The organism is Rhodococcus sp. YH1, from assembly GCF_009939605.1.
In the GTDB taxonomy this organism is placed as follows: Bacteria; Actinomycetota; Actinomycetes; order Mycobacteriales; family Mycobacteriaceae; genus Rhodococcus; species Rhodococcus aetherivorans.
The window spans coordinates 14,543-38,930 of sequence record NZ_WVTE01000221.1 but is presented as its reverse complement, the minus strand read 5'-3'; the positions used below and the strand labels follow the sequence as shown (position 1 = coordinate 38,930).

At 70.4% G+C, this 24,388-nt stretch carries 21 protein-coding genes, 3 tRNA genes, 1 other RNA gene and 1 pseudogene; 20 read left to right on the top strand and 6 right to left on the bottom strand.

What is annotated here, in order from left to right:
* Positions 1 to 34: 34 nt before the first annotated feature.
* Positions 35 to 1,537, bottom strand: a complete 1,503-nt coding sequence (locus AIIKEEIJ_RS18050; RefSeq protein WP_006942790.1) for a zinc-dependent metalloprotease — start codon at positions 1,535 to 1,537, stop codon at positions 35 to 37.
* Between the two features lie 88 nt (positions 1,538 to 1,625).
* On the opposite strand from AIIKEEIJ_RS18050, the gene AIIKEEIJ_RS18045 reads away from it, so the two are divergent.
* Positions 1,626 to 2,651, top strand: coding sequence for a YlbL family protein (locus tag AIIKEEIJ_RS18045; protein ID WP_029544543.1), 1,026 nt, complete (start codon positions 1,626 to 1,628; stop codon positions 2,649 to 2,651).
* A 20-nt stretch (positions 2,652 to 2,671) separates the two neighbouring features.
* Here AIIKEEIJ_RS18045 and AIIKEEIJ_RS18040 read toward each other — a convergent pair whose 3' ends face one another.
* Entirely contained in the window at positions 2,672 to 3,277 is a 606-nt protein-coding gene (locus tag AIIKEEIJ_RS18040) for a PPA1309 family protein (protein WP_037200991.1), read from the bottom strand.
* 155 nt (positions 3,278 to 3,432) lie between these two features.
* On the opposite strand from AIIKEEIJ_RS18040, the gene AIIKEEIJ_RS18035 reads away from it, so the two are divergent.
* Both AIIKEEIJ_RS18035 and AIIKEEIJ_RS18030 read left to right on the top strand, forming a co-directional pair.
* On the top strand, positions 3,433 to 6,420 hold the full coding sequence (locus tag AIIKEEIJ_RS18035) for a UPF0182 family protein (RefSeq protein ID WP_185712829.1): 2,988 nt from the start codon (positions 3,433 to 3,435) through the stop codon (positions 6,418 to 6,420).
* Positions 6,421 to 6,675: 255 nt separating this feature from the next.
* A tRNA-Met gene (locus AIIKEEIJ_RS18030) sits at positions 6,676 to 6,752 on the top strand.
* Positions 6,753 to 6,803: 51 nt separating this feature from the next.
* Here the strand turns inward: AIIKEEIJ_RS18030 and AIIKEEIJ_RS18025 are convergent.
* Entirely contained in the window at positions 6,804 to 8,447 is a 1,644-nt protein-coding gene (locus AIIKEEIJ_RS18025) for an acyl-CoA synthetase (protein WP_029544536.1), read from the bottom strand.
* A 330-nt stretch (positions 8,448 to 8,777) separates the two neighbouring features.
* Between AIIKEEIJ_RS18025 and AIIKEEIJ_RS33135 the strand changes: the two are divergent.
* Positions 8,778 to 9,044 (top strand): annotated as a pseudogene (locus tag AIIKEEIJ_RS33135) (potassium channel family protein); the annotation flags it as partial.
* Between the two features lie 86 nt (positions 9,045 to 9,130).
* Here the strand turns inward: AIIKEEIJ_RS33135 and AIIKEEIJ_RS18015 are convergent.
* The 3 genes from AIIKEEIJ_RS18015 to hisN all read right to left on the bottom strand — a co-directional run bounded on the left by AIIKEEIJ_RS18015 (position 9,131) and on the right by hisN (position 12,660).
* Positions 9,131 to 10,339 (bottom strand): acyl-CoA dehydrogenase family protein, encoded by a 1,209-nt coding sequence (locus tag AIIKEEIJ_RS18015; RefSeq protein WP_029544531.1) that lies wholly within the window; start codon positions 10,337 to 10,339, stop codon positions 9,131 to 9,133.
* A 43-nt stretch (positions 10,340 to 10,382) separates the two neighbouring features.
* The gene (locus tag AIIKEEIJ_RS18010; RefSeq protein WP_065922418.1) at positions 10,383 to 11,774 is read right to left on the bottom strand and encodes an acyl-CoA dehydrogenase family protein; all 1,392 of its coding nucleotides are present in this window, start codon (positions 11,772 to 11,774) and stop codon (positions 10,383 to 10,385) included.
* A 100-nt stretch (positions 11,775 to 11,874) separates the two neighbouring features.
* Positions 11,875 to 12,660: a histidinol-phosphatase gene (gene hisN, locus AIIKEEIJ_RS18005; protein ID WP_161996279.1), complete on the bottom strand. Its 786-nt coding sequence runs from the start codon at positions 12,658 to 12,660 to the stop codon at positions 11,875 to 11,877.
* A gap of 79 nt (positions 12,661 to 12,739) precedes the next feature.
* Here hisN and prfB point away from each other — a divergent pair, with 79 nt between their 5' ends.
* The 16 genes from prfB to AIIKEEIJ_RS17925 all read left to right on the top strand — a co-directional run bounded on the left by prfB (position 12,740) and on the right by AIIKEEIJ_RS17925 (position 24,193).
* The gene (prfB, locus tag AIIKEEIJ_RS18000; RefSeq protein WP_029544529.1) at positions 12,740 to 13,864 is read left to right on the top strand and encodes a peptide chain release factor 2; all 1,125 of its coding nucleotides are present in this window, start codon (positions 12,740 to 12,742) and stop codon (positions 13,862 to 13,864) included.
* 78 nt (positions 13,865 to 13,942) lie between these two features.
* The gene (locus AIIKEEIJ_RS17995; protein WP_373566485.1) at positions 13,943 to 14,770 is read left to right on the top strand and encodes a mechanosensitive ion channel family protein; all 828 of its coding nucleotides are present in this window, start codon (positions 13,943 to 13,945) and stop codon (positions 14,768 to 14,770) included.
* On the top strand, positions 14,767 to 15,207 hold the full coding sequence (locus tag AIIKEEIJ_RS17990) for a hypothetical protein (RefSeq protein ID WP_050035443.1): 441 nt from the start codon (positions 14,767 to 14,769) through the stop codon (positions 15,205 to 15,207). The genes AIIKEEIJ_RS17995 and AIIKEEIJ_RS17990 overlap by 4 nt, the downstream gene beginning before the upstream one ends.
* Before the next feature lie 31 nt (positions 15,208 to 15,238).
* Positions 15,239 to 15,928, top strand: coding sequence for a cell division ATP-binding protein FtsE (gene ftsE / locus AIIKEEIJ_RS17985; RefSeq protein WP_029544525.1), 690 nt, complete (start codon positions 15,239 to 15,241; stop codon positions 15,926 to 15,928).
* A 60-nt stretch (positions 15,929 to 15,988) separates the two neighbouring features.
* Positions 15,989 to 16,894, top strand: a complete 906-nt coding sequence (gene ftsX, locus AIIKEEIJ_RS17980; RefSeq protein WP_006940612.1) for a permease-like cell division protein FtsX — start codon at positions 15,989 to 15,991, stop codon at positions 16,892 to 16,894.
* 93 nt (positions 16,895 to 16,987) lie between these two features.
* Complete coding sequence (gene smpB / locus AIIKEEIJ_RS17975; protein ID WP_006940611.1) at positions 16,988 to 17,461, top strand: SsrA-binding protein SmpB; 474 nt, start codon at positions 16,988 to 16,990, stop codon at positions 17,459 to 17,461.
* An 8-nt stretch (positions 17,462 to 17,469) separates the two neighbouring features.
* Entirely contained in the window at positions 17,470 to 18,312 is an 843-nt protein-coding gene (locus tag AIIKEEIJ_RS17970; protein ID WP_161996278.1) for a DMT family transporter, read from the top strand.
* 101 nt (positions 18,313 to 18,413) lie between these two features.
* Positions 18,414 to 18,782: a transfer-messenger RNA gene (ssrA, locus tag AIIKEEIJ_RS17965) on the top strand.
* 68 nt (positions 18,783 to 18,850) lie between these two features.
* Entirely contained in the window at positions 18,851 to 19,204 is a 354-nt protein-coding gene (locus AIIKEEIJ_RS17960) for a fluoride efflux transporter FluC (RefSeq protein WP_006940609.1), read from the top strand.
* Entirely contained in the window at positions 19,201 to 19,545 is a 345-nt protein-coding gene (gene crcB, locus AIIKEEIJ_RS17955) for a fluoride efflux transporter CrcB (protein ID WP_006940607.1), read from the top strand. The genes AIIKEEIJ_RS17960 and crcB overlap by 4 nt, the downstream gene beginning before the upstream one ends.
* Positions 19,546 to 19,623: 78 nt before the next feature.
* Positions 19,624 to 21,258, top strand: a complete 1,635-nt coding sequence (pgm, locus tag AIIKEEIJ_RS17950) for a phosphoglucomutase (alpha-D-glucose-1,6-bisphosphate-dependent) (protein ID WP_029544519.1) — start codon at positions 19,624 to 19,626, stop codon at positions 21,256 to 21,258.
* 61 nt (positions 21,259 to 21,319) lie between these two features.
* The gene (locus tag AIIKEEIJ_RS17945; protein WP_006940603.1) at positions 21,320 to 22,528 is read left to right on the top strand and encodes an MFS transporter; all 1,209 of its coding nucleotides are present in this window, start codon (positions 21,320 to 21,322) and stop codon (positions 22,526 to 22,528) included.
* Between the two features lie 26 nt (positions 22,529 to 22,554).
* Positions 22,555 to 23,043, top strand: a complete 489-nt coding sequence (locus AIIKEEIJ_RS17940) for a MauE/DoxX family redox-associated membrane protein (RefSeq protein ID WP_006940600.1) — start codon at positions 22,555 to 22,557, stop codon at positions 23,041 to 23,043.
* A gap of 37 nt (positions 23,044 to 23,080) precedes the next feature.
* Positions 23,081 to 23,827: a DsbA family protein gene (locus AIIKEEIJ_RS17935; protein ID WP_006940599.1), complete on the top strand. Its 747-nt coding sequence runs from the start codon at positions 23,081 to 23,083 to the stop codon at positions 23,825 to 23,827.
* A gap of 140 nt (positions 23,828 to 23,967) precedes the next feature.
* Positions 23,968 to 24,043 (top strand) — tRNA-Ala (locus AIIKEEIJ_RS17930).
* Between the two features lie 77 nt (positions 24,044 to 24,120).
* Positions 24,121 to 24,193, top strand: a tRNA-Ala gene (locus AIIKEEIJ_RS17925).
* The last annotated feature ends 195 nt before the right edge of the window (positions 24,194 to 24,388 follow it).

Here is a 24,388-nt window from a genome sequence, read left to right as displayed (position 1 = left end):
GGTAAAACCGGCGCCTACCTGGCCCGATGTGCGTTCAGGCGGATTCGTCGGGATCGGTGGACTCGCCGGAGCCCGGCTCGCCCTTCTCCCGCTCGGCGCGTTCGCGCGCCTCGGTCTCGCGCAACTGGGCGATCGGATCGTCGAACGCCGCCGCTTCTCCGCCGATGACGCGGTCGAGGAACGCGGCCGGGTTGTCGAGGTCCGACGAGTCCGGCAGCAGATCCGGGTGCGCCCATACCTTGTCCCGCGCGTCCGGCCCGGCATCGGTGGTGAGCCGGCGCCACAGGGCCGCGGCCTCGCGCAGCTTCCGCGGCCGCAACTCGAGACCGACGAGAGTCGCGAAGGTCTGCTCGGCGGGCCCGCCGCTCGCGCGGCGGCGGCGCAGCGTCTCGCTCAGCGCGGCCACCCCGGGCAGCCGGTCGCCGAGCGCGTCGGCGACCACGGTCTCCACCCAGCCCTCGACCAGGGCGAGCAGCGTTTCGAGGCGTTCGAGGGCCTGCTTCTGCTCGGGGGTGGTCTGCGGCTCGAACGCCGCGCCCTTGAGCAGTTCCTCGATCTTCGACGGATCCGTCAGCGCCATGGGATCGATACCCTGGGCGAGGTCCTCGATCGCGGAGAAGTCCATCCGGATGCCGCGCGCGTAGTCCTCCACAGTGGACAGCAGGCGCGAGCGCAGCCACGGCACGTGGCTGTAGAGCCGTTGGTGTGCCGCCTCCCGGGCGGCGAGGAAGACCAGGACTTCCTGGGCCGGCTGCTCGAGTCCGTCACCGAACGCCTCGATCGCGGCGGGCATCAGCGCCGCGGTGCCCGCGGGCCCGAGCGGCAGGCCGATGTCGGTCGAGGTCAGGACCTCCTTGGCGAGCTGCCCGAGGGCCTGGCCGAGCTGGGAACCGAACGCCAGCCCGCCCATCTGGGAGAACATGCCGAGCATCGGCCCGGCCATCGCCCGGGCCTCTTCCGGCAGGCCCTGCATCCACATGCCGTTGACCTGCTCGGCCACCGGATCGCACAGGCGTTTCCACGTCTCGAGCGTGTTGTCGAGCCAGTCGACGGGCGTCCACGCGACGGTGCGGGTCGCGCCCGCGGGCAGGGTCGTCGCCCCGTCGAGCCACAGTTCCGCCAGATGTGCGGCGTCCCGGACGGCATCCGCCGACCCGGACGACACCGGGGTGACGGAGCCGATCTGCTGGCGGGCGAGCTTGCCGGCCACCTCGTAGTTGACCGGCCCGGAACCGCCGGACCCCACCGCGCTGCCCATGCCGCTGAGCATCTGACCGAACTGTGTCAGCATCTGCCCGAGCGCCGCCGGGTCGAAGCCCTGCGCGCCGAACGGGTTGTCGCCGCCCGCGCCGAACGGGGCACCGCCTGCGCCGGGGGCCCCGAAACCGAAGGGGAACCCGCCGGTGGCGCCGCCCTGGGACCCGGCGCCTTCCGGGCCGGCACCCTCGGCGCCGGATCCCTCGGCGCCGGAACCGGAGTCCTTCCTGCGGTCCGGGTCGTCGTCGGGATTCGAGAATCCGAAAGGCGTGTCGCTCATGTCGTCAACGGTACAAGGCGCACCGCGGGGTGGCGGCCCCCGCGATCACGCTGATCGCGAACATCGCCGCTCCGGATACCCTGGCCGGGTGAATCGACGGCTCGTGACGATCCTGGCGGCGCTGTTCCCCGCGCTGCTGCTGGTGACGGTGGCGCTGAACGTGAAGGTGCCGTACGTGGCGCTCGGGCCGGGCCCGACGTTCGACACCCTCGGCGAGATCGACGGCAAGGCTGTCGTCGCCATCGAGGGCGCCGACACCGACCCCACCAGTGGCGAGCTCGTGATGACCACGGTCGGGGTCAGCGACCGCCTGACCGTGGCGCAGGCGCTCTCGGCGTGGCTGGGCAGCCGGTACGGGATCGCCCCCCGCGAGCAGATCTACCCGCCCACCGCGACCAGGGAGCAGGTCAAGGAGGCGGACGCCGCCCAGTTCGAGCAGTCCGAACGCAGCGCGGAACTCGCCGCCCTGCACCACCTCGACCTGCCCGTTGTCCTGCGCGTCGCCAGGGTCGGCGAGTCCGGGCCCTCCGCCGGCGTGCTGCGCGAGGGCGACCGGCTCGTCACCGTCGCCGGGGAGCCGGTGACCACCGCCGGCAGCGTGCAGCGGGCCGTCGCCGCGGTCGCGCCCGGCACCCCGGTCGACGTCGTGCTCGTGCGCGACGGGGTCGAGCAGACCGCCTCGGTGACCGTGGGAGCCCGCCCCGACGATCCGGACAAGGGCTTCCTCGGCATCAGCCCCGAGGAGGTCCCGGACGTGCCGTTCGACGTGACGTTCAACCTCGCCGACGTCGGTGGCCCGTCGGCGGGGCTGATCTTCAGCCTCGCCGTGGTCGACAAGCTCAGCCCCGGCGAGCTCAGCGGCGGCGAGGTCGTCGCAGGCACCGGCACCATCGATTCCGACGGGGTCGTCGGCCCGATCGGCGGCATCACCCACAAGCTCGTCGGGGCCGCGGAGGACGGCGCCACGGTGTTCCTCGTGCCCGCCGACAACTGCGCCGAGGCACAGAGCGACGCCCCCGACGGGATGCGGCTGGTCAAGGTCGAGACCCTCGAGGGCGCGATCGACGCGCTCGGCTCCCTCGCCGCCGGCGGCGACGCGCCCACCTGCGGCTAGGCCGTCGTGCGGGACCGGTCCTAGTCGTCGCCCGGTTCGAGGGTCGCGTACAGGGCGGACACCACGTTCGGCGCGAGGTTGTCGTAGGTGCGCAGCTCGATCCCGGCGAACGGGTCGTCCTCGTCGGTGGGCCTCAGCTGCAGCAGCGACAGCGACGGCCCGTCGCGCAGGACCGCCGCGATCAGGCGGGCATCGCGCCGCTCCGGGTGCCCGTGCGCCGCGGCCCGGGCGGCCTCGTCGGCAGCGTGCGGATCGGCGAGCAGCGGCACCAGCGCGTCGTCGAGATCCGACTCCGCGCTCGGGGGCAGCACCACGATCTCCTGCACCAGGGCGCAGCCGGCGACGGAATCGGGCCAGCTGGTGGTGGCGAGGAACTCGTCGAGGGCGGGGCTGCCGCCTTCGACGTCGTCGGGGAAGGCCTCCTGCTCCACCGGGGTGTACTCGTGGCCCTCGTCGAGCTGGTCGAGCAGGGTGGGTTCCGACGCCGCCAGCAGGGCCGTGGGCACCAGCGCGAACATCGTCGGCGGCTGTCCCCAGCCACCGGCGTCGACGAAGTCGACGATCTCACCGACGCACCGGCGCAGGGCGTCTTCGGACGGGACGGGATGACTGTCGCTCACGGACATATCCTTGCATCGTCGCCGGGTCTCGTCGCCGCGCGGCGTGGTGGTCGCCTCATTCCGTAGAGTGGGGCGAAACGGTCACCGCGAGTGCCGTGGGTGACAGTCGGGGTGAACAGCTGCGGCGCGTTCGCGTCGCCGGAGAATTGGGAGTGTGGCACGTGGGCATGAGGCCCCCCACCGGAGTACCTTCGCTGTCGAAACGCAGCAAGATCCTGCTGAGCCTGGCCGTGGTGGCCGCGGTGCTGCTGCTGGTCGGTCCCCGACTGGTGGACGCCTACACCAACTGGCTGTGGTTCGGCGAGGTCGACTTCCGTGACGTGTACCTGAAGGTGCTGTTGACCCGGATCGTCCTGTTCCTCCTCGTGAGCCTGTTCGTGGGCGGTGTGGTGTGGCTGGCGCTGCTGCTGGCGTACCGATCGCGGCCGGTGTTCGTGCCCGCATCCGGGCCCAACGACCCCATCTCGCGGTATCGCACCACGGTGATGACCCGGCTGCGCACGTTCGGCCTCGGCATTCCGATCGTGCTCGGCCTGCTGTCGGGCCTGATCGCGCAGGCGAGCTGGGTGACCGTGCAGATGTTCTTCAACGGCGGCTCGTTCGGCACCACGGACCCCCAGTTCGGGCTGGACGTCGGGTTCTACGCCTTCGACCTGCCGTTCTACCGCTTCCTGCTGAACTGGATGTTCGTGGCGGTCATCCTGGCGCTCTTCGCCAGCCTGGTCACCCACTACATCTTCGGCGGCATCCGGCTCGCCGGCCGCGGCGGCAGCCTCACCCGCGCCGCCCGCATCCAGCTGGCCGTGCTGGCCGGGATCTTCGTTGCGCTCAAGGCGATCGCGTACTGGCTCGACCGGTACGCACTGCTGTGGAGCGGGCGCAAGGAGCCCACCTTCACGGGCGCGGGCTTCACCGACATCAATGCCGTGCTGCCCGCGAAACTGATCCTGATGGCGATCGCGGTCATCTGCGCGGTGGCGTTCTTCGCGGCCATCGTGCTGCGCGACCTGCGCATCCCGGCGATGGCGACGGCCCTGCTCGTGCTCTCGTCGATCCTCGTCGGGGCCGTGTGGCCGCTGGTGGTCGAGCAGTTCTCCGTCCGGCCGAACGCCGCCGTCAAGGAGTCCGAGTACATCGAGCGCAACATCGCGGCGACGCGTGAGGCCTACGGCATCACGGACGAGATCGTGGAGTACCGGGATTACCCCGGCGTGGGCACTACGTCACCGCGCAACGTGCCGGCGGACGTGACCACCATCGCCAACACCCGCCTGCTCGATCCCAACGTGCTGCCGCGCACCTTCACCCAGCAGCAGCAGCTGAAGAACTTCTACGGGTTCCCGCCGTCGCTGGACATCGACCGGTACGAGATCGACGGGGAGCGCGAGGACTACATCGTCGCCGCCCGCGAGCTGTCGCCGTCGAGCCTGACGGGCAACCAGACCGACTGGATCAACAAGCACACGGTGTACACCCACGGCAACGGCCTGGTCGCGGCTCCCGCCAACCGAGTGAACGCGGCCGCCAGCGAGTCCGCGGAAGAGGCCGCGAACAGCAACAGTGGCTACCCGGTGTACATGGTCAGCGACATCGCATCGCTCGAGTCGGGCAACCAGGTGATTCCGGTCGAGCAGCCGCGGATCTACTTCGGTGAGGTCATCGCGCAGGAGGAGCCCGACTACGCGATCGTCGGTGCCGCCGAGGGGGAGGCCCCGCGGGAGTACGACACCGACACCGCGCAGTACACCTACACCGGCTCGGGTGGCGTCTCGATCGGCAACTGGTTCAACCGGCTCGCGTTCGCGTCCAAGTACGCCGAACGCAACATCCTGTTCTCGAGCGCCATCGGCAGCGAGTCGAAGCTGCTGTTCAACCGCGACCCGCGGGACCGGGTGACGAAGGTCGCGCCGTGGCTCACCGCCGACGGCGACGCCTATCCCGCCGCGGTCGACGGGCGCATCGTGTGGATCGTCGACGCCTACACCACGCTCGACAACTACCCGTACGCGCAGCGCAGTTCCCTCGAAGGGCTCGTCGAGGACAGCGTCGACCAGAACACCGGCCGGCTGCTGCCCCGCAAGGAAGTCTCCTACATCCGGAACTCGGTGAAGGCGACGGTCGACGCGTACGACGGCACCGTGACCCTCTACCAGGTCGACGATCAGGACCCGGTCCTGAAGGCGTGGATGGGTGTCTTCCCCGATGCGGTGACCCCGCAGGATCAGATCTCCGACGAGCTCCGCTCGCACTTCCGGTACCCGGAGGACCTGTTCAAGGTGCAGCGCGAGATGCTCGCGAAGTATCACGTGGACGACCCGCGCGAGTTCTTCACCAACAACGCGTTCTGGTCGGTGCCGAGCGATCCGACGGTGGACACGACCGCGAACCAGCCGCCGTACTACGTGCTGATCGGTGACGAGGAGACGGCCCGCCCGTCGTTCCGGCTCACCTCGGCGATGGTGGGCTTCAACCGGCAGTTCCTGTCCGCGTACATCTCGGTGGACTCGGACCCGGACAACTACGGCAGGTTCACGATCCTGCGGCTGCCGACCGACACCCAGACGTTCGGTCCCGAACAGACGCAGAACGCGATGATCTCCGACACGCGCGTCGCGTCGGAGCGGACCCTGCTCGAGAGATCCAACCGGATCCAGTACGGCAACCTGCTGACGTTGCCCATCGCCCAGGGCGGGATCCTCTACGTCCAGCCGATGTACACGGAACGCAGTTCGGCGACGGGGAGCACGTCGACGTTCCCGCAGCTGTCCCGGGTGATCGTCAGCTATCGCGAGCCCGGCCCTGCCGGCGGCGTGCGCATCGGCTACGCCCCCACCCTCGCCGCGGCGCTGGACCAGGTCTTCGGGGCCGGTGTCGGCAGTGCGGCCACCGCGCCGGGTGGCGAGTCGGCGCCCACCGCGCCGGTCGAGGGGACGGAGCAGGACGGTCAGGCAGCGGCTCCGGCGCCCGCTCCGGCGCCGAACCCCGCTCCCGCCCCGGCTCCCGCGGACCGGGCGGCCGCGGTCGCCGAACTCGACGCGGCGCTGGCCGAGCTCAGTGCGGCCCAGAGCACGGGCGACTTCGCCGCCTACGGCCGTGCGCTGCAACGGGTGCAGGCGGCCGTGGACGCGTACCAGTCCACCGGCGGCTGATCCCTTCCGCGACGAACGGGGCCCCGCGCACGAGGTGCGCGGGGCCCCGTCGGTTCGAGGACGACTCGGCGTCCGGCCGGGGCAGCCGCTCTCGCACTGCAGGTCGGCCGCCTCGCCACGCGATTGTTATTCCACCGTTATGTGAGCGGGGTCGTCGCGCGAGTGTGTCCCAGGACACAGGATGAGGGGCGAAAACGGCCTTCGCCCAGGCGATTTGCATTCCATTCATCGGGCCGTGTAACTTCGTTCTTGCAACGCGGGGTGGAGCAGCTCGGTAGCTCGCTGGGCTCATAACCCAGAGGTCGCAGGTTCAAATCCTGTCCCCGCTACCAAGTGGAAGGGCCCGGCACCGGATCATCCGGTGCCGGGCCCTTCCCATGTGCTCAGGGCTTCATGTCGACGAGCACGCGTCGCAGCAGCTTTCCCGTCGCATTGCGCGGCAGCTCGTCGAGGAAGACGACGTCGCGCGGGACCTTGTAGCGGGCCAGGTTCGCCTTGACATACTCCTTGATCTCCTCGGCGTCGCGCTCGGAGCCCTCCGCCGGCACCACGAAGGCGCGCAACCGGTGACCGAAGTCCGGATCCTCCACGCCGACCACCGCGGCGTCGAACACGTCGTCCCGCTCGACGAGGAGGTTCTCCACCTCGAGCGGGTACACGTTCTCGCCGCCGGAGACGATCATGTCGTCGTCTCGGCCGTCGACGAACAGCAGCCCGTCCTCGTCGAAGTGCCCCACGTCGCCGGTCGAGAGCAGACCGTTGATGCGCTCCTTGTCCCGGCCGTCGGTGTAGCCGTCGAAGCTCAGACCGCTCGCGACGAAGATCCGGCCCACCTCGCCGGGCGTCGTGATCCGGTTGCCGGCCTCGTCGTACAGTTCGACCCGGCACGTCACCGGCGGCCGTCCGGCCGTGCCCGGCGCCCGGCGGATGTCCTCGGGAGTGGCGACCGTGGCCACCGCGCATTCGGTGGAGCCGTACAGGTTGTGCAGCACGTCGCCGAAGTATTCACGGGTACGCCGGCACACGTCCGGCGACAGCGCGGACCCGGCGGAGAAGATGATCTGCAGGCTCGACGTGTCGTACCGCCCGATCGTCTCGCCGCCGAGGTCCAGGATCCGCTGCAGCATGGTCGGCACGACGACCAGCACGTTGGCCCGGTGCCGCTCGATCAGGCGAACCGTCTCGAGCGGGTCGAACCGTCGCTCCATCACCACCGTCTGCCCCAACGCCAGGGCGAGCCCGAACTGCGAGATTCCGGTCCCGTGGAACGCCGGCGCCGCCATCAGCATCGTCTGTCCCGGCCGCAGCGGTACCCGGTCCAGGAACTGCGCCGAGGCGAGCGGCGACGTGCGCTCGCGCGGGGCGCCCTTGGGTGTGCCGGTGGTGCCGCTGGTGAGCAGAACGAAACCGCCCAGCGTGCTCGGCGGCGGAACGGCGGACCCATCGAACTGCGCGAGCACGGACTCGATGCCCGGTGGGCCCGGCTCGTCGCCCTCGGGCCACGAGCTGTAGGTCCGTACCTCCGGCGGCAGGGCGGCCGCCACCGCCGCGAACTCGGCGTCGTAGACGAAGGTGCCCACACCTTCGCGCGCGGCGACGTCCGCGAGCTGCCGCGGAGCGAACCCGGTGTTCATCATGACCAGCTTCGCGCCGAGCTTGGCGGCGGCGAGCATGGTGAGAACGAGTCCGCGATGGTTGCGGGCCATCAGGCCCATCACGTCCCCCGCCGCGACGCCGTCGGCCTGCAGCGCCCGCACGAGCGCGTTCGACTGCGCCTCGAGTTCCTGGTAGCTCAGCCGTCCGCGCTCGTCGACGAGGGCGACGGCGTCGAAGCCACGCGCGGCGTGGGCGTGCACCGGTCCGGCGAACGGACCGTAGCGGCTCACCGCGACGAGGGTGCCGATCCCGTGGTCCACCCGGGGGAAGTGCAGCAGCCCGGAGCGGGCGAGCACCCGTACGGCGCCGAGCGTGTCGGTCACCCCCCCGGCGGCACCGGTGATCCTGTCGATGATGTCCTGCCCGGGCATGCTGTCCCCTTCGAGCTCGTGCCGGATTCGCGTCACCGCAACACTAGTGGTGACGCGCCTCACAGTCATGGACATTCGTCCGAATTGCCGGCGGGCACCCGGACGGGAGGCGATTCCGGCCCGCGCGGCGGTGACGGCAGGATCCGTTCGTGATCCGATCCCTCGCCTCCGGGGCGTTCGAGTGACCGAGGAACGGTGGCGCCGCCTGTCCGAATGGCCGATGGCCACCGCGGCGGGGATGTTCCTGGCCGCGTACGCATGGCTGGTGCTCGCCCAGCCGGCGGACGGCACGGCGTGGGTGGGCGAGGCGGTGATGGTGCTCACCTGGGTGTCACCACGGTCGGCTACGGCGATTTCGCCCCCGTCACGGCCACCGGCCGGCTGATCGCGGCCGCCCTGATGATCGCGGGCATCGCCCTGCTCGGTGTCGTGACGGTCACGTTGGCGTCCTGGCCGGTCGAGCGTGTGGGCGAGCAGGACGAGGCGAGCCAGGCGGTGACACGGGCGCAGGTGGCCGCGCTGACGGCCGAGGTGGTCGCCCTCCGCGAAGATCTCCGCCGCGCACGTGAGGACGATTCCGCCGGCTCTCGCGTGTAGCGGACCGCCCCTGGAGCGCGAGAGGGCCCCCACCGTCGGTGCCTACGGCGGGGGCCCGACCCCTCGGAGAAGTGGTCTGTGACCTGCTACTTCAGCTCGGTGCTCGACAGGCCCAGCAGCCGCCGCGCGATGATGAGCTGCTGGATCTGCTGGGTGCCCTCGAAGATGTCGAGGATCTTCGAGTCGCGCGCCCACTTCTCGAGCAGCGGACGCTCGGAGTAGCCGTAGGTGCCGGCCAGTTCGACGGCCTTGAGGGTGACCGCGGTGCCGGTGCGGCCGGCCTTGGCCTTGGAGATCGAGGCCTCGAGCGAGTTGGGATGCTTGTTGTCGGCCATCCACGCGGCCCGCAGCGCCTGCAGGTAGGCCGCCTCCCAGTCGGCCTCGAGCGCGAGGAACTCGGCGGCCGCGGCGTGCTGGTTGCAGGCCGGGATGTCGTAGGACACCTCGACGCCGGCCTCGGCGAGGATGCCGCGCAGTTCCTCGAGCGCCGCTCGGGCGACGCCGACGGCCATGCCGGCGACGATCGGGCGGGTGTTGTCGAAGGTCTGCATGACCCCCGCGAACCCCTTCTCGACGTTCACCTCGGGGCTGCCGAGCAGGTTGTCCTTCGGGATCCGGCAGTTGTCGAGCACCAGGACGGCGGTGTCGGAGGCCTTGATGCCGAGCTTGTGCTCGAGGCGCGCCACGCTCAGGCCGGGGGCGTCCCGCGGGACGACGAACGACTTGATCGCCGCGCGCCCCTTCGACCTGTCGACGCTCGCCCACACCACCACGTGGGTCGAGCGCTCGCCGGCGGTGACGAAGATCTTCTCGCCGTTGAGGACCCACTCGTCGCCGTCGAGGACGGCGGTGGTGGTCACGGCGGCGGAATCGGAGCCGAAGCTCGGCTCGGTGATCGCCATCGACGCCCACACCTTGCCGAAGCGTTCGAGCTGCTCGTCGGTGGCGACGGCGGCGATCGCCGAGTTGCCGAGCCCCTGGTAGGGGATCGACAGGGTGAGCCCCACGTCGCCCCAGCAGGTTTCGATCACATTGAGCAGCGACGCCATGTTGCCGCCGTTGACGTTGCCGGCCTGCTTCTTCGGCTCGTCGCCGCGGCCGAGCGCCGCGCCCGAGGCGCCCTGGCCGGAGTCGTTCAACCCCTCGACCATCGCGGCCATCGTGTCGAGCTCGACCGGGTACACGTGCTCGGCGAGGTCGTACTTGCGCGAGACGGGACGGAAGATCTGCGCGGCGACCTGGTGCGCCTGGTTCGCCGACGCCTTGAGCCTCTTGGGAAGTTCGAGATTGATCATCACAGATTCCTAGGTGTGAGGTGACGCTGCCGGATCGGGCGGCTCAGACGAGGACGACGCCCTCGGCGACGCCCACGGCGCGCAGGTCGCGGTACCAGCGTTCGACGGGGTGTTCCTTGGTGAAGCCGTGGCCACCGAGCAGTTGGACGCCGTCGAGGCCGATCCGCATGCCCTTGTCGGTGGCGAGCTTGCGGGCCAGCGCCGCCTCCCGGGCGAAGGACAGGCCCTGCTCGGCGCGGGCCGCGCCGCGCAGCGTGACCAGCCGGATGCCGTCGAGCTCGATCTTCATGTCGGCGACCATGAAGGCGACGGCCTGCCGGTGGCTGATCGGTTCGCCGAACGCCTCCCGTTCGTTGACGTAGGGGACGACGTAGTCGAGCACGGCCTGCCCGGTACCCATGGCGAGGGAGGCCCAGCCCAGGCGGGCGAGGCGGACCGCGTCCGCGTACTGCTCGGCGCGTGCGTCGGCGTCCGCGTCGCCGAGCAGGGCGGCCTGCGGGACGGCGACGTCGGTCAGATGCAGCCGGCCGAGCCCGGCGGCACGCAGGCCCATCGACGGGTCGGCCTCGATCGCGACGCCCTTGCTGTCGGACTCGACCAGGAACAGCGACGGCTTGCCGTCGAGCTCGGCGGCGACGACGAACAGTTCGGCGCTGCCGGCGGCCGGCACGAGGGACTTGACGCCGTTGAGCCGGTAACCGCTGGGGGAGCGCACCGCCTTGGTCTGCAGCGCGAACGGGTCGAACAGGGCGCGCGGCTCGGTGATCACGACGCAGGCCTGCGGGACGTCGTCCCCGGCGAACGCCGGCAGGTAGGTCCGCTGCTGCTCCTCGGTGCCCCACTGGGTGAGGGCGACCGCGACGCCGCTCGGCGCGAGGATCGGCAGGGCCAGCCCCATGTCGCCGTGGGCGAGCGCCTCGGCGACGAGCGCGTTGGTGACCGCGCCCCGCTCGGTGGCGGCTCCTTCGAACGCCTCGGGCACATTGACGAGGGTGATGCCGAGTTCGGCGGCCCGGGCGAGGAGGTCGGTGGGGGCGGCGGCCGCCTCGTCGGCGTCGTGCGCGGCGGGCCGCAGGATCTCGGCGGCGAACTCGCGGACGGTCTCGGCGATCATCTGCTGATCGTCGGTGGGGGTCAGGTCGAACAGGTCGGTGCGGACGGCGGGGTCGAGGCGCTGAGGTGCGTTGCCGCCGGTGACCTTCTTGAAGGTGCGGGTGGCGGCGCCGAGCGTCTTGAAGCCGGTCTTGGTGGACTGGTAGGTCACCCGGTCGATGGCCTGCCGGAGGTTGTACCGGTCCGCGAGTTCCGAACCGGTGATCCGCGTGAGCACCCGCATCGCGGCGCCCATGGCGTCCCGTCGGAGGGGATTCAGGCCCACCGCGGACGTGTCGCGAGGGGTGTTCCGGGCCACACTCTCTTGCTTGCTCATGATCACCAGAAGTTTCTCGATGTGGGGACGGACACCACTACCTTACTCCGGAGTAAGGTAGGTGTCTACTATCGAGTAAGTTCGGGGTGGGCGGGAGCCGCGCGGATCACCGCAGGCGCGTGAGCACGCCCTCGTGCAGCGCCCCGTTGGTGGCTACCGCGCTGCCGCCGTGCGGGCCGGCCGCACCGTCCAGATTCGTGAACCGGCCTCCCGCCTCCCGGACCAGCACGTCGAGCGCGGCCAGGTCCCACAGGGACACCTCGGGCTCGAGGGCGATGTCGACCGCACCCTCCGCGAGCAGGCAGTACGAATAGAAGTCGCCGTAGGCCCGCACCCGCCACACCTCGTCGGTGAGCGCGACGAACTCGTCGCGCCGACCGCGATCGCGCCAGCCGGACAGGCTCGAGAAGCTCAGCGACGCCGCGGACAGGTCGGTGACCTGCGAGACGGCGATGCGGCGCGGCTCTGCGCCGTCGTGCGCCACCCACGCGCCCGCGCCCGCCGCGGCCCACCAGCGACGGTTCAGCGCCGGGGCGCTCACCACCCCCACCACGGGCACGCCGTCGTCGAGCAGGGCGATGAGGCTGGCCCACACCGGCACGCCGCGCACGAAGTTCTTCGTCCCGTCGATCGGATCGACCACCCACTGCCGGCCGGTGAACACCGCGTCGCCGCCGAACTCCTCGCCGAGGATCGCGTCGCCCGGGCGCTCGGCGCCGAGGGTGCCGCGCACGGCGCGTTCGACGCCGAGATCGGCATCCGACACCGGTGTCAGGTCCGGCTTGTCGGTGACGGTCAGGTCGAGGGCGCCGAACCGGGTGCGCGTGATGGCGTCCGCCTCGTCGGCGAGGCGCAGGGCGAGGTCCAGATCGGCCGAGAGGTCGGTGCTCATGCCTCAGACGCTAGCCGAGAGCCCACCGGGCCCCGAGCGGTGGCGAGGTACCGCCGCACACCCGGTAACCTTGGGAATCGTGCATCCCGATGTTTCCGCAGACCTGGCCGAACTGGCGACCACCCTCGAGACCGTCGAGGCGGTTCTCGACGTGGACGAGCTGCGTCGGCGTATCGACGAACTCGAGCACCAGGCCGCCGACCCGGAGCTGTGGAACGACCAGGAGCACGCGCAGCAGGTCACCAGCCAGCTCTCGCACGCCCAGGGCGAACTGCGCCGCGTCGAGGAGCTGCGCTCCCGGCTCGACGACCTACCGGTGCTCTACGAACTCGCCGAGGGCGAGGAGGGTGAGGACCGCGCCGCCGCCATGGCCGACGCCGACGCCGAGCGGGCCGGCCTGCGCACCGACATCGAGGCGATGGAGGTGCGCACGCTCCTGTCCGGCGAGTACGACCAGCGCGACGCGCTGGTCAACATCCGCGCCGGCGCCGGCGGCGTCGACGCCGCGGACTGGGCCGAGATGCTCATGCGCATGTACATCCGGTGGGCCGACAAGCACGGCTACCCGGTCGAGGTGTACGACACCTCGTACGCGGAGGAGGCCGGCATCAAGTCCGCGACCTTCGCGATCAAGGCGCCCTACACGTACGGCACCCTGTCGGTCGAGATGGGCACCCACCGGCTCGTGCGGATCAGCCCCTTCGACAACCAGGGCCGCCGCCAGACGTCGTTCGCCGAGGTCGAGGTGCTGCCGGTCGTCGAGACCACCGACCACATCGACGTCGACGAGAACGACATCCGCGTCGACGTGTACCGCTCGTCCGGCCCGGGCGGGCAGTCCGTCAACACCACCGACTCCGCGGTGCGCCTGACCCACATCCCCACGGGTATCGTCGTCACCTGCCAGAACGAGAAGTCGCAGTTGCAGAACAAGGTTTCGGCCATGCGCGTGCTGCAGGCCAAGCTGCTCGAACGCAAGCGGCAGGAGGAGCGCGCGGAGATGGACGCGCTCAAGGGCGACGGCGGCAGCTCGTGGGGCAACCAGATGCGCTCCTACGTCCTGCACCCGTACCAGATGGTCAAGGACCTGCGCACCGAGTACGAGGTGAACAACCCGGCCGCCGTCCTCGACGGCGACATCGACGGGTTCCTCGAAGAGGGCATCCGGTGGCGCATGCGCGAGAACCAGAAGCAGAATCAATAACACGGCTACGGAGGATCCACCCTGTTTCCCGGTACCAGGCTCCTCGACTGGCTGTCGACCAGCGGTCTGCAGATCGCCCTGACCGTGCTCGGCGCTGTGCTCGTCGCGCGGTTCGTCAGCTGGACCGGCGGCCGCATCACCCGCCGCATCGACGAGACGTATCAGCAGTCCGACGCGCTGGTGCGCTCGGAGGTGACGAAACACCGGCACTCGGTGGCGCAGGTGATCACCTGGGTGGTCATCACGTTCGTCTACATCGTCGCCACCCTGAAGGTGTTCGACTACCTCGCGCTGCCCATCGGCAGCCTGGTGGCCCCCGCGACCGTCCTCGGCGCGGCGCTCGGCTTCGGCGCCCAGCGCATCGTCCAGGACATTCTCGCGGGATTCTTCATCATCACCGAACGGCAGTACGGGTTCGGTGACACGGTCCAGATCTCGGTCACCGGGGCCTCCGCCGACGCCGTCGGCACGGTCGAGGACGTCACCCTGCGCGTCACCAAGCTGCGCAACGCCGCCGGCGAGGTCATCACCGTGCCCAACGGGCAGATCAACAAGGCCGTCAACCTCTCCAAGGACTGGGCCCGTGCGGTCGTCGACGTGCCGATCCCGGTCACGGCCGACATCGCGGAGGTCAACGACATCCTGCACGAGGTCGGCGTCAATGCCTTCGAGGACGAGAAGCTGAAGGAACTGCTGCTCGACGAGCCCACCGTGATGGGCGTCGAGAGCCTCGAGGTCGACCAGGTCAGCGTTCGCATGGTCGCGCGCACCCTGCCCGGGAAGCAGTTCCAGGTGGGACGGGAACTGCGCGTGCGGGTCGCGCTCGCGTTGCGCCGGCAGGGCCTCACCGTCCATCCACAGCTCGACACGTCCACCCCGATCCACGGGATCGAGGCGGTGCGGTGAGCGAGCCTCGCAGGTTCCACATCCCGGACCACGTCTTCGGCGGCCGGCTGCGTACCGCCACCCTGGCCCTGTGCCTCGTGTGGCTGGGGCTGTGGGTGCTCTACCTGTACCTCAACCCGGAGGAGGAACAGGGCACGGCGACGGCGCCGCCGGGCGCGGTGGTCGTCAGCGAGACGCCGTACGTGCCGTACGTGCCCGAGCCCACCACCGCCGAACCGAGCCCCACGCCGACCAGTACGGAGCCGACCCCGACGACGACCACGCCGGCGCCGACCGGGACCGGATCCACGCCCGGCGGAGCGGGTTCGCGCACCGTTCCCGAGGCCCCGGCCCCGACGACCACGACGACTCAGCCCGGCCTGCGGCTGCCCGAGATTCCGATTCCCGGCCTCGGCGATTCGTCCCCCGCCGAACCTACCGGCGAGTCGGTTCCTTAGGTCACCGTCCGATAACGGCTAGCATGGCGGCGTGATCCGCCTGGAGAATGTGTCCAAGTCGTACAAGACGTCGACCCGGCCCGCCCTCGACAAGGTGAGCGTCGAGATCGACAAGGGCGAGTTCGTCTTCCTCATCGGCCCGTCCGGTTCCGGGAAGTCGACCTTCCTGCGGCTGCTCCTGCGTGACGACACGCCCACCTCCGGTGACATCCACGTGGCGGACTTCCACGTCAACCGCCTGTCGGCGCGCCGGGTGCCCAGGTTGCGGCAGAACCTCGGCTGCGTATTCCAGGACTTCCGGCTGCTGCAGCGCAAGACGGTGGCCGAGAACGTCGCGTTCGCGCTCGAGGTGATCGGCAAGCCCCGCTCGGTCGTCGCTCGCACCGTGCCCGAGGTGCTCGACCTCGTCGGCCTGTCCGGCAAGGCCGACCGCCTGCCCACCGAACTGTCCGGCGGCGAACAGCAGCGCGTCGCGATCGCCCGGGCCTTCGTGAACCGGCCCCTGGTGCTCATGGCCGACGAACCGACCGGCAATCTCGACCCGGACACCAGCCAGGACATCATGATGCTGCTCGAGCGCATCAACCGCACGGGCACCACCGTGCTCATGGCCACCCATGACCACCACATCGTCGACTCCATGCGGCGCCGCGTGGTCGAGCTCGATCTCGGTCGGGTCGTGCGCGACGAGGCGCGCGGCGTCTACGGCGTCGGTCGCTGACCGCGCTCTCCCGCTCCCATCGCTCTCGCCCCTCCGGCAACCGAAGGACTTCGACACTCCATGCGTGCCAGCTTCATCCTGAGCGAGGTCGTCACCGGCCTGCGCCGCAACCTGACCATGACCGTCGCGATGATCCTGACCACCGCGATCTCCCTCGGCCTGTTCGGCGCGGGTCTGCTCGTCGTGCAGATGGCCGACAAGACGCAGCAGATCTTCCTCGACCGGGTCGAGGTGCAGGTGTTCCTCACCGACGACATCTCGACCCTCGACCCCGACTGCGAACAGGACATCTGCCGCACCCTGCGCTCGGACCTCGAGAACACCCCGGCGGTGGTGTCGGTGCAGTACCTCAACCGCGAGGACGCCGTCGCCGACGCGACCGAGCGGGTCTTCAAGGACCAGCCGGAGCTCGCCGAGCTCGTCAGCGCCGAGAGCTTCCCGGCCTCGTTCAAGATCAAGCTCTCGGATCCCGACCGCTTCGGGGTGATCGAGGACCAGTTCGCCGTCCGTCCCGGCGTCGACAGCGTGCTCAATCAGAAGGACCTCGTCGAGCGGCTGTTCAGCGTGCTGGGCGGCGTCCGCAACGCCGCATTCGCGATCGCCACGGTCCAGGCGGTCGCTGCGATCCTGCTCATCGCGAACATGGTGCAGATCGCCGCGTTCACCCGCCGCACCGAGGTGGGCATCATGCGGCTGGTCGGCGCCACCCGCTGGTACACCCAGCTGCCGTTCCTGCTCGAGGCCGTCGTGGCGGCCGTGATCGGCGCGGCGCTGGCGATCGCGGGGTTGTTCGTCGCGAAGGGCGCCTTCGTCGACGAGGTGCTCTCGGAGGTCTACGAGGCCAACATCGTCGCCCGCATCTCCAACAGCGACGTGCTGCTGGTCTCGCCGATCCTGGTGCTGGTGGGCGTCGGCATGGCGGCCCTGACCGCCTACGTCACCCTGCGCCTGTACGTGCGTGAATAGCCGCGCGTCGGTGCGCGGGAATATCTCGTTGCGTCCGCTACCTATGCTGTACACAGATCTGTCGGACGCATCGAGGACCGGAGGGGCCCGAAAGTGAAGGAAAAGGGCCGCAAGGTCATCGCCACGAATCGCAAGGCACGGCACAACTACACCATTCTCGACACGTACGAGGCCGGAGTCGCGCTCCTGGGCACCGAGGTCAAGAGCCTGCGCGAGGGCAAGGCGTCGCTCGTCGACGCGTTCGCCACCGTCGACGACGGCGAGGTGTGGCTGCGCGGGCTGCACATCCCCGAGTACGGGCACGGCACGTGGACCAACCACGCGCCCCGGCGCACCCGCAAGCTGCTGCTGCACCGCCGGGAGATCGACAACCTCGTCGGCAAGACCCGCGAGGGCAACCAGACCCTGGTCCCGCTGTCGATGTATTTCTCCGACGGCAAGGTGAAGGTCGAATTGGCGCTGGCCAAGGGCAAGCAGGACTACGACAAGCGGCAGGACCTGGCCCGTCGCACCGCCGAGCGCGAGGTGACCCGCGAGCTCGGCCGGCGGGTGAAGGGCATGCGCTGACGGCGATCGTGCTCGCCCTGGTGGCCGCGGTCGGCTACGGGGTGAGCGACTTCCTCGGCGGGGTCGCGTCCCGCCGGGTGGCGGCGCTGCGGTTCGTGATCGTCTCGTACCCGCTGTCGCTGCTGCTGGTGCTCGCCGTCGCGCCGCTCGTGGGCGGCGACCTCACCCCCGAGTCCCTCGGCTGGGGTGCGGCGGCCGGTGTCGCCGGCGGGCTCGCGATCTGGTGGTTCTATCTCGCGCTCGCCGCGGGCCCGATGTCGGTGGTGTCCCCGCTCACCGCCGTGCTCGTGGCCGGTATCCCGGTGCTCGTCGGGATCGCGACGGGGGAGCGGCCCGGACCGGTCGCCTACGCCGGCATCGCGATCGCCCTCGTCGCCGTCGTGCTGGTCAGTCGCGAATCGAAGGAAGGCGTCGCCGGGGACGAGCAACCCCGATTCACCGCCACCGTGGCGTGGCTGACCGTCGGCTCCGGAGTCGCGTTCGCGCTGATGTTCGTCGCGCTGCACCGCGTCCCCGAGGGCACCGGCCTGTGGCCCCTCGGCATGTCCCGGCTCACGGCGACACTCGTCGTGTGGGCGGTGGCCCTGGGCGTGCGGCAGATGATCCGGCCGCCGAGCCGGGTCTATCCGCACATCATCGCGGTCGCGGTGCTGGACGTGATCGCCAACGGTGCGCTGATGTTCGCCTTCCAGGGCGGCATGCTGTCGCTGGTGAGCGTCATCGGCGCGCTGTACCCGGCGGCGACCGTGCTGCTGGCGATGGTCGTGCTGGGCGAGCGCATCGGGCGGGGCCAGATGACCGGAATGGTGCTCGCCCTCACCGCCGTCGGCATGATCACCGCGGCCGCCTGAGGGCTGTGAGCCACGTCATTCGCATCACGGTGGAAATGGGAATGACGGAGGGGGGTCCGCGCGTTAGAGTGGGTAGTCCTGCGAAGGCCGCAGGTACGTACGGGGCTGAACGGTTTCGACTGCGTACGTTGAGCTAGGGGAAGCGTGTCGGTGCAGGCAAGAGACCACCGTAAGCGTCGCTGCAAACCAATAAGCGCCGAGTCTACTCAGCGCGAGTACGCCCTCGCTGCCTAAGCGAGTGCGTCTCTGTCAGACCGGGTGTGCTCCCGCCCCGGATCCTGGCATCGACTAGGGAGCTCCACCGTACGGCTCGGTCGCGGAGCCGGACGGGACAACAAACAGCGACTGGGATCGTCATCTCGGCTTGTTCGCGGGACCGGGAGATCCAAGTAGAGACATAGCGAACTGCACACGGAGAAGCCCTGGCGAGGCGGCGGAGGACCCGGGTTCGATTCCCGGCAGCTCCACCGGAAACGCGAAGGACCCCGGCCACCCGGCCGGGGTCCTTCGCATATGCCGGACCTCTACGGTTACCGGCATGGAGTACAAGCCGACGGCCGTCGTCGCCGCGGGCGGCGCGGTGGGTGCCGTCACCCGATACGCGCTGTCCGTGCAATTCCCCGGCATCTGGACGATCGCGGCGATCAACATCGCCGGTTCGCTGCTGCTCGGCGTCGTCGCAGCAATGCTCGGTCCCGACCGGCTGTGGCGCCTGTTCCTCGGCGTCGGTGTGCTCGGCGGGTTCACCACCTTCTCCACGTTCGCCGTCGACGCGGTCCGCCACCCCGCGACTGCCGTCGTCTATGTGGCCGTGACGCTCGTGGGGGCACTCGCGGCGGCGCGCGCCGGCATGGCGGCCGGCGAGGCGTGGCGGCACCGGACGGCCCGATGACCGTCCTGCTCGTCGCCCTGGGCGGCGGTGCCGGAGCGGTCCTGCGCTATCTTGCCGGCCGGCACGTCCGCTCCTACCGCAGCGTCCCGGTGGCGACCCTGACCGTCAACGTCCTCGGTTGCCTGCTGCTCGGTGTGCTGTCCGGGGCTGCGCTCGCGCCCTCGACGTTCGCGCTGCTCGGCACGGGGTTCTGCGGGGGCCTGACCACCTACTCGACGTTCGCCGTCGAGACGGTCGGTCTCGTCCGGGTGCGCCGCCCGGTCACCGCGACGGTGTATGCGGCGGTGAGCGTGCTCGCCGGCACGGCCGCGGCCTGGGCCGGGTATGCCCTCACGTCCTGAACGACGGCGATCGGCGCGCGCCGGGCACGCCGGGCGGGCAAGATGAGCAGGGCAAGGTCGGGTGGACGAGGAGGTCACATGGCGCACGAACGAGCGGGACAACCGGCGGCGGCGGAGGATCTGGAGGACCTCGCGCACCTGGTCACCGCGTACTACACGGTGACGCCGGACCCGCAGGATCCGATGCAGCAGGTGGCCTTCGGCACCTCCGGTCACCGCGGTTCCAGCCTCGACGGCGCCTTCAACGAGCAGCACATCCTCGCCACCACCCAGGCGATCGTCGAGTACCGGGCGGCGCAGCAGATCACCGGTCCGCTGTTCCTCGGCCGCGACACCCACGCGTTGTCGGAGCCGGCGTGGACGAGCGCACTCGAGGTGCTCGCCGCCAACGGCGTCGACGTGGTGATCGACGCTCGCGACCGCTACACGCCGACCCCGGCCGTGAGCCACGCGATCCTGCGGCACAACGCCGGCGCTGGATCCGGTGCCCGCGCCGACGGCATCGTCGTCACCCCGTCGCACAATCCACCCCGCGACGGCGGCTTCAAGTACAACCCGCCGCACGGCGGGCCCGCCGACACCGATGCGACGTCGGCGATCGCGGCGCGCGCCAACGAACTGCTCGCCGCGGGGCTGAACGGGGTGCGCCGGGTGCCCGCCGTCCGGGCGCTCGCCGACGCCGGCCGGCACGATTTCCTCGCCGCCTACATCGACGACCTGCCGAACGTCGTGGATCTCGACGCCGTCCGCGACGCCGGGTTGCGCGTCGGCGCCGATCCGCTCGGCGGCGCCAGCGTCGACTACTGGGGCGAGATCGCCGAGCGGCACCGGCTGGACCTGACCGTCGTCAACCCGCTCGTCGACGCCACCTGGCGGTTCATGACCCTCGACACCGACGGCAGGATCCGGATGGACTGCTCGTCGCCCAACGCGATGGCGTCGCTGATCGGCGCCCGCGACCGCTACGACCTGGCGACCGGCAACGACGCCGACGCCGACCGGCACGGCATCGTCACCCCCGACGGGGGGCTGATGAACCCGAACCACTACCTCGCGGTCGCCATCGACTACCTGTACCGGCACCGGTCCGGATGGTCGGCCGAGGCGAAGGTCGGCAAGACCCTCGTGAGCTCGTCGATGATCGACCGCGTGGCCGCGGGCCTGGGCCGGGGTCTGCTCGAGGTGCCGGTGGGCTTCAAGTGGTTCGTTCCCGGCCTGCTCGACGGCAGCCTCGGCTTCGGTGGAGAGGAGAGCGCCGGCGCCTCCTTCCTGCGGCGCGACGGCTCGGTGTGGACCACCGACAAGGACGGCATCCTGCTGGCCCTGCTCGCGTCCGAGATCACCGCCGTGACCGGCACGACCCCCTCCCGGCGCTACGCCGAGCTCGCCGAGCGCTACGGCGACCCGTCGTACGCCCGGGTCGACGCGCCCGCGACGCGCGAGCAGAAGGCCGTCCTGGCGAAGCTCTCGCCCGACCAGGTCGACGCCACCGAACTCGCCGGCGAGCCGATCACCGCGACCCTCACCGCCGCGCCGGGCAACGGTGCCGCGCTCGGGGGCCTGAAGGTCACGACGGAGAACGCGTGGTTCGCGGCCCGGCCCTCCGGCACCGAGGACGTGTACAAGATCTACGCCGAATCGTTCCTCGGCCCGGAGCATCTCGCCCGCGTCCAGGACGCGGCGCGGGACCTGGTGTCCCACGTCCTCGGCTGAGCCCGCACCGGCGGGACGCGCCCGCCCTCCCGGTCGTGCGCGTCGCTAACATCAGGCCATCATGCGAACACGCGACGCCGCCCTGCCGCGGGAGATCTGGGTCCTGGTCAGCGCGGCCTTCGTCATCGCCCTCGGTTTCGGTCTCGTCGCACCCGCGCTGCCGCAGTTCGCGCGCAGCTTCGGGGTGGGGGTCACCGCGGCGTCCGTCGTCATCTCGGCGTTCGCGGCGATGCGCCTGCTGTTCGCCCCCGCGAGCGGAAACCTCGTGCAGCGGCTGGGGGAGCGGCCGGTGTACACCGCCGGTGTGCTCATCGTGGCGCTGTCCACCGGCGCCTGCGCCTTCGCGACGGACTACTGGCAGCTGCTGCTGTTCCGGGCGCTCGGCGGCATCGGCTCCACCATGTTCACCGTCTCGGCGCTCGGGTTGCTGATTCGCATCTCGCCGCCGAACGCGCGGGGCCGGGTGTCGGGGCTCTACGCGACGAGCTTCCTGCTCGGCAACATCGGTGGCCCCCTCGCCGGGGGCGCCCTGGTCGGGCTGGGCCTGCGGGCACCGTTCCTCATCTATGCGGTGGCGCTGCTCGTCGCGGCGGCGGTCGTGTTCGTGAGCCTGCGTCACTCCGCGCTTGCCGTGCCGGACTCCGGCGGCGCCATGCCGGTGATGCGGCTGCGGGAGGCTCTGCGGTCGCCGGTGTACCGGGCCGCGCTCGGGTCGAACTTCGCCAACGGCTGGGTCGTCTTCGGCGTGCGGGTGGCGATGGTGCCGCTGTTCGTCGTGGAGGTCCTCGGGCGCGATGCCGGCCTCGCCGGGGTGGCACTGACGGTGTTCGCCGTGGGCAATGCCCTGGTCCTGATGGTCTCCGGGCGGTTGTCCGACCGGTTCGGCCGCCGCCCGTTCGTCCTGCTGGGGCTGGTGGTGTGCGGGACCAGCACGATCGCGATGGGCCTCACCACGAACCTCGCGCTGTTCTTCGCGACGTCGCTGCTGGCCGGCGTCGGGTCCGGCCTGATGAACCCGGCCCAGCAGGCGTCCGTCGCCGACGTGGTCGGCAGCAGGGCGCGCGGGGGCCCGGTGCTGGCGACGTTCCAGATGACCGCGGATGTGGGGGCGGTGATCGGACCGGTCGCCGCCGGAATCCTGGCTCAGCAGGTGTCGTACGGGGCCGCCTTCGCCGTGACCGGCGCCGTCATGCTGCTCGTCGCCGTGCCCTGGGCGCTGGCGCCGCGGCCCGCCCGGAAACCTACAGTGACCGAAGCCACGGAGATCTGACCCCAGTCGTCGGTACTGTCGAAGGGGTGTGGATTCCCCTGTTCAGCCTGATCGCCCGGCTCGGTCTCGCTGCCGTGTGGCTGATCTCCGGATGGATCAAGTTCGCCGATCCGTCACAGACCGTCGTGGCCGTCCGCGCATACCAGTTGTTGCCCGAGGCGCTCGTACGGCCCGTTGCGGCCGGCCTGCCGATCCTCGAACTCGTGCTCGGCCTGCTGCTGCTGATCGGACTCGCGGTGCGCGCCGCAGCGGTCGTGGGCGCGGCTGCGCTGCTGACCTTGATCGCGGTGATCGCCTCGGTCTGGGCCCGTGGCCTGTCCATCGACTGCGGATGCTTCGGCGGCGGTGGAGCGGCGGACGTGAACGGCTGGGACTACGCCGGGGAGATCGCACGAGACCTCGGCTTCCTCGCCCTGGCCGGGTGGTTGACGGTGTTCCCGCGCAGTCCGTTCGCGCTCGGTCTCGGCTCACGGGCGAGGCTCTCAGCACGCACTCAGCCCGCGATGGCAGAGTGATCCCGCATCGATCCCCGAGCAGCGAAGGGCAGATTCCGTGAGCGCGAAGAAGGTCAAACCGGTCAAGTACACGCCGGAGCCGACGTCGAGCAAGTCCACCTTCATCCTCGGCGGCATCGCGGTCCTGGTCATCGCGGTGCTGGTCATCGGGGGGGTGTTGTGGCAGTCGAACCGGGGCAAGGCGCGCAACGAGGGCTACGGGACGGTGCAGAACACCGCGGTGCAGGTGGAGCTGCAGGACGACGGTGTCATCGTGCTCGGTCTTCCCGACGCCGCGACCACGATCGACCTGTTCGAGGATCCGCTGTGTCCGTACTGCGCCGAGCTCGAGCACAAGCACGGCCAGGAACTCGCGCAGGCGGTCGACGCCGGCGACGTCGCCGTGCGGTACCACATGCTCGCGTTCCTCGATCAGCTCTCCGCGAGCGGCGACTACTCGACCCGCGCGGTCGCGGCCGGCCAGTGCGTCGCGCAGACCGGTGATGCGACGGCGTTCTCCGCGTTCCACGCCGCGTTGCTCTCGCCGGAGAACCAGCCCGCCGAGCGGAGCGACAGCGACCTCACCAACGCCGAGCTGGCACAGATGGCGCGGGACGCCGGGGCGTCCGACGAGGCGGCGCAGTGCGTCGCCGACGGCGCGCGCGTGGAGCAGGCCGCCGTCGACGCGGAGGCGGGACGGCAGGCGCTCGCGGCGGCGGGCGCGTCCGGCACCCCCGCGGTGGTGCACAACGGCACGGTGATCGACGCCCTCGGCAACGACAACTGGGTGGCCGAACTCGGCTGAGGCGGCGGCGACGGTGGTCGGCCGTTCGACCACCGTCGCCCGCACCGTCGCCACTGACCAGGCGATTTGTTGTCGTCGACGGCGATGGTGTAATTTTCTTCTCGCACCGGGGAGTGAATCCCGGGTGACGATCCGAGTACGGGGCTATGGCGCAGCTGGTAGCGCACCACACTGGCAGTGTGGGGGTCAGGGGTTCGAGTCCCCTTAGCTCCACCATCACCGCGAGAGGCGAGAGTGAATACTCTCGCCTCTCGTCGTGAGAGGCCACCGCGGGTGGCACGGTTGTTCTGCACGGGGCTATGGCGCAGCTGGTAGCGCACCACACTGGCAGTGTGGGGGTCAGGGGTTCGAGTCCCCTTAGCTCCACTCCCTCCGGCACTCTCCGGATCCTTCTCCCACCGCGGCGGCCCCCTTGTCCGGGCAATGCCGACATTTTTCACCCTCGGAACCTGCTCCACGCTCTCGTCCGGCGGCGCACACTGTGAAGGATCGCTTCGAAAACGGGAGAGGTGAGCTGTCGTGTCCGAAGGTTCGAGCGTTACCCCGGGTTCTCCAACCGGT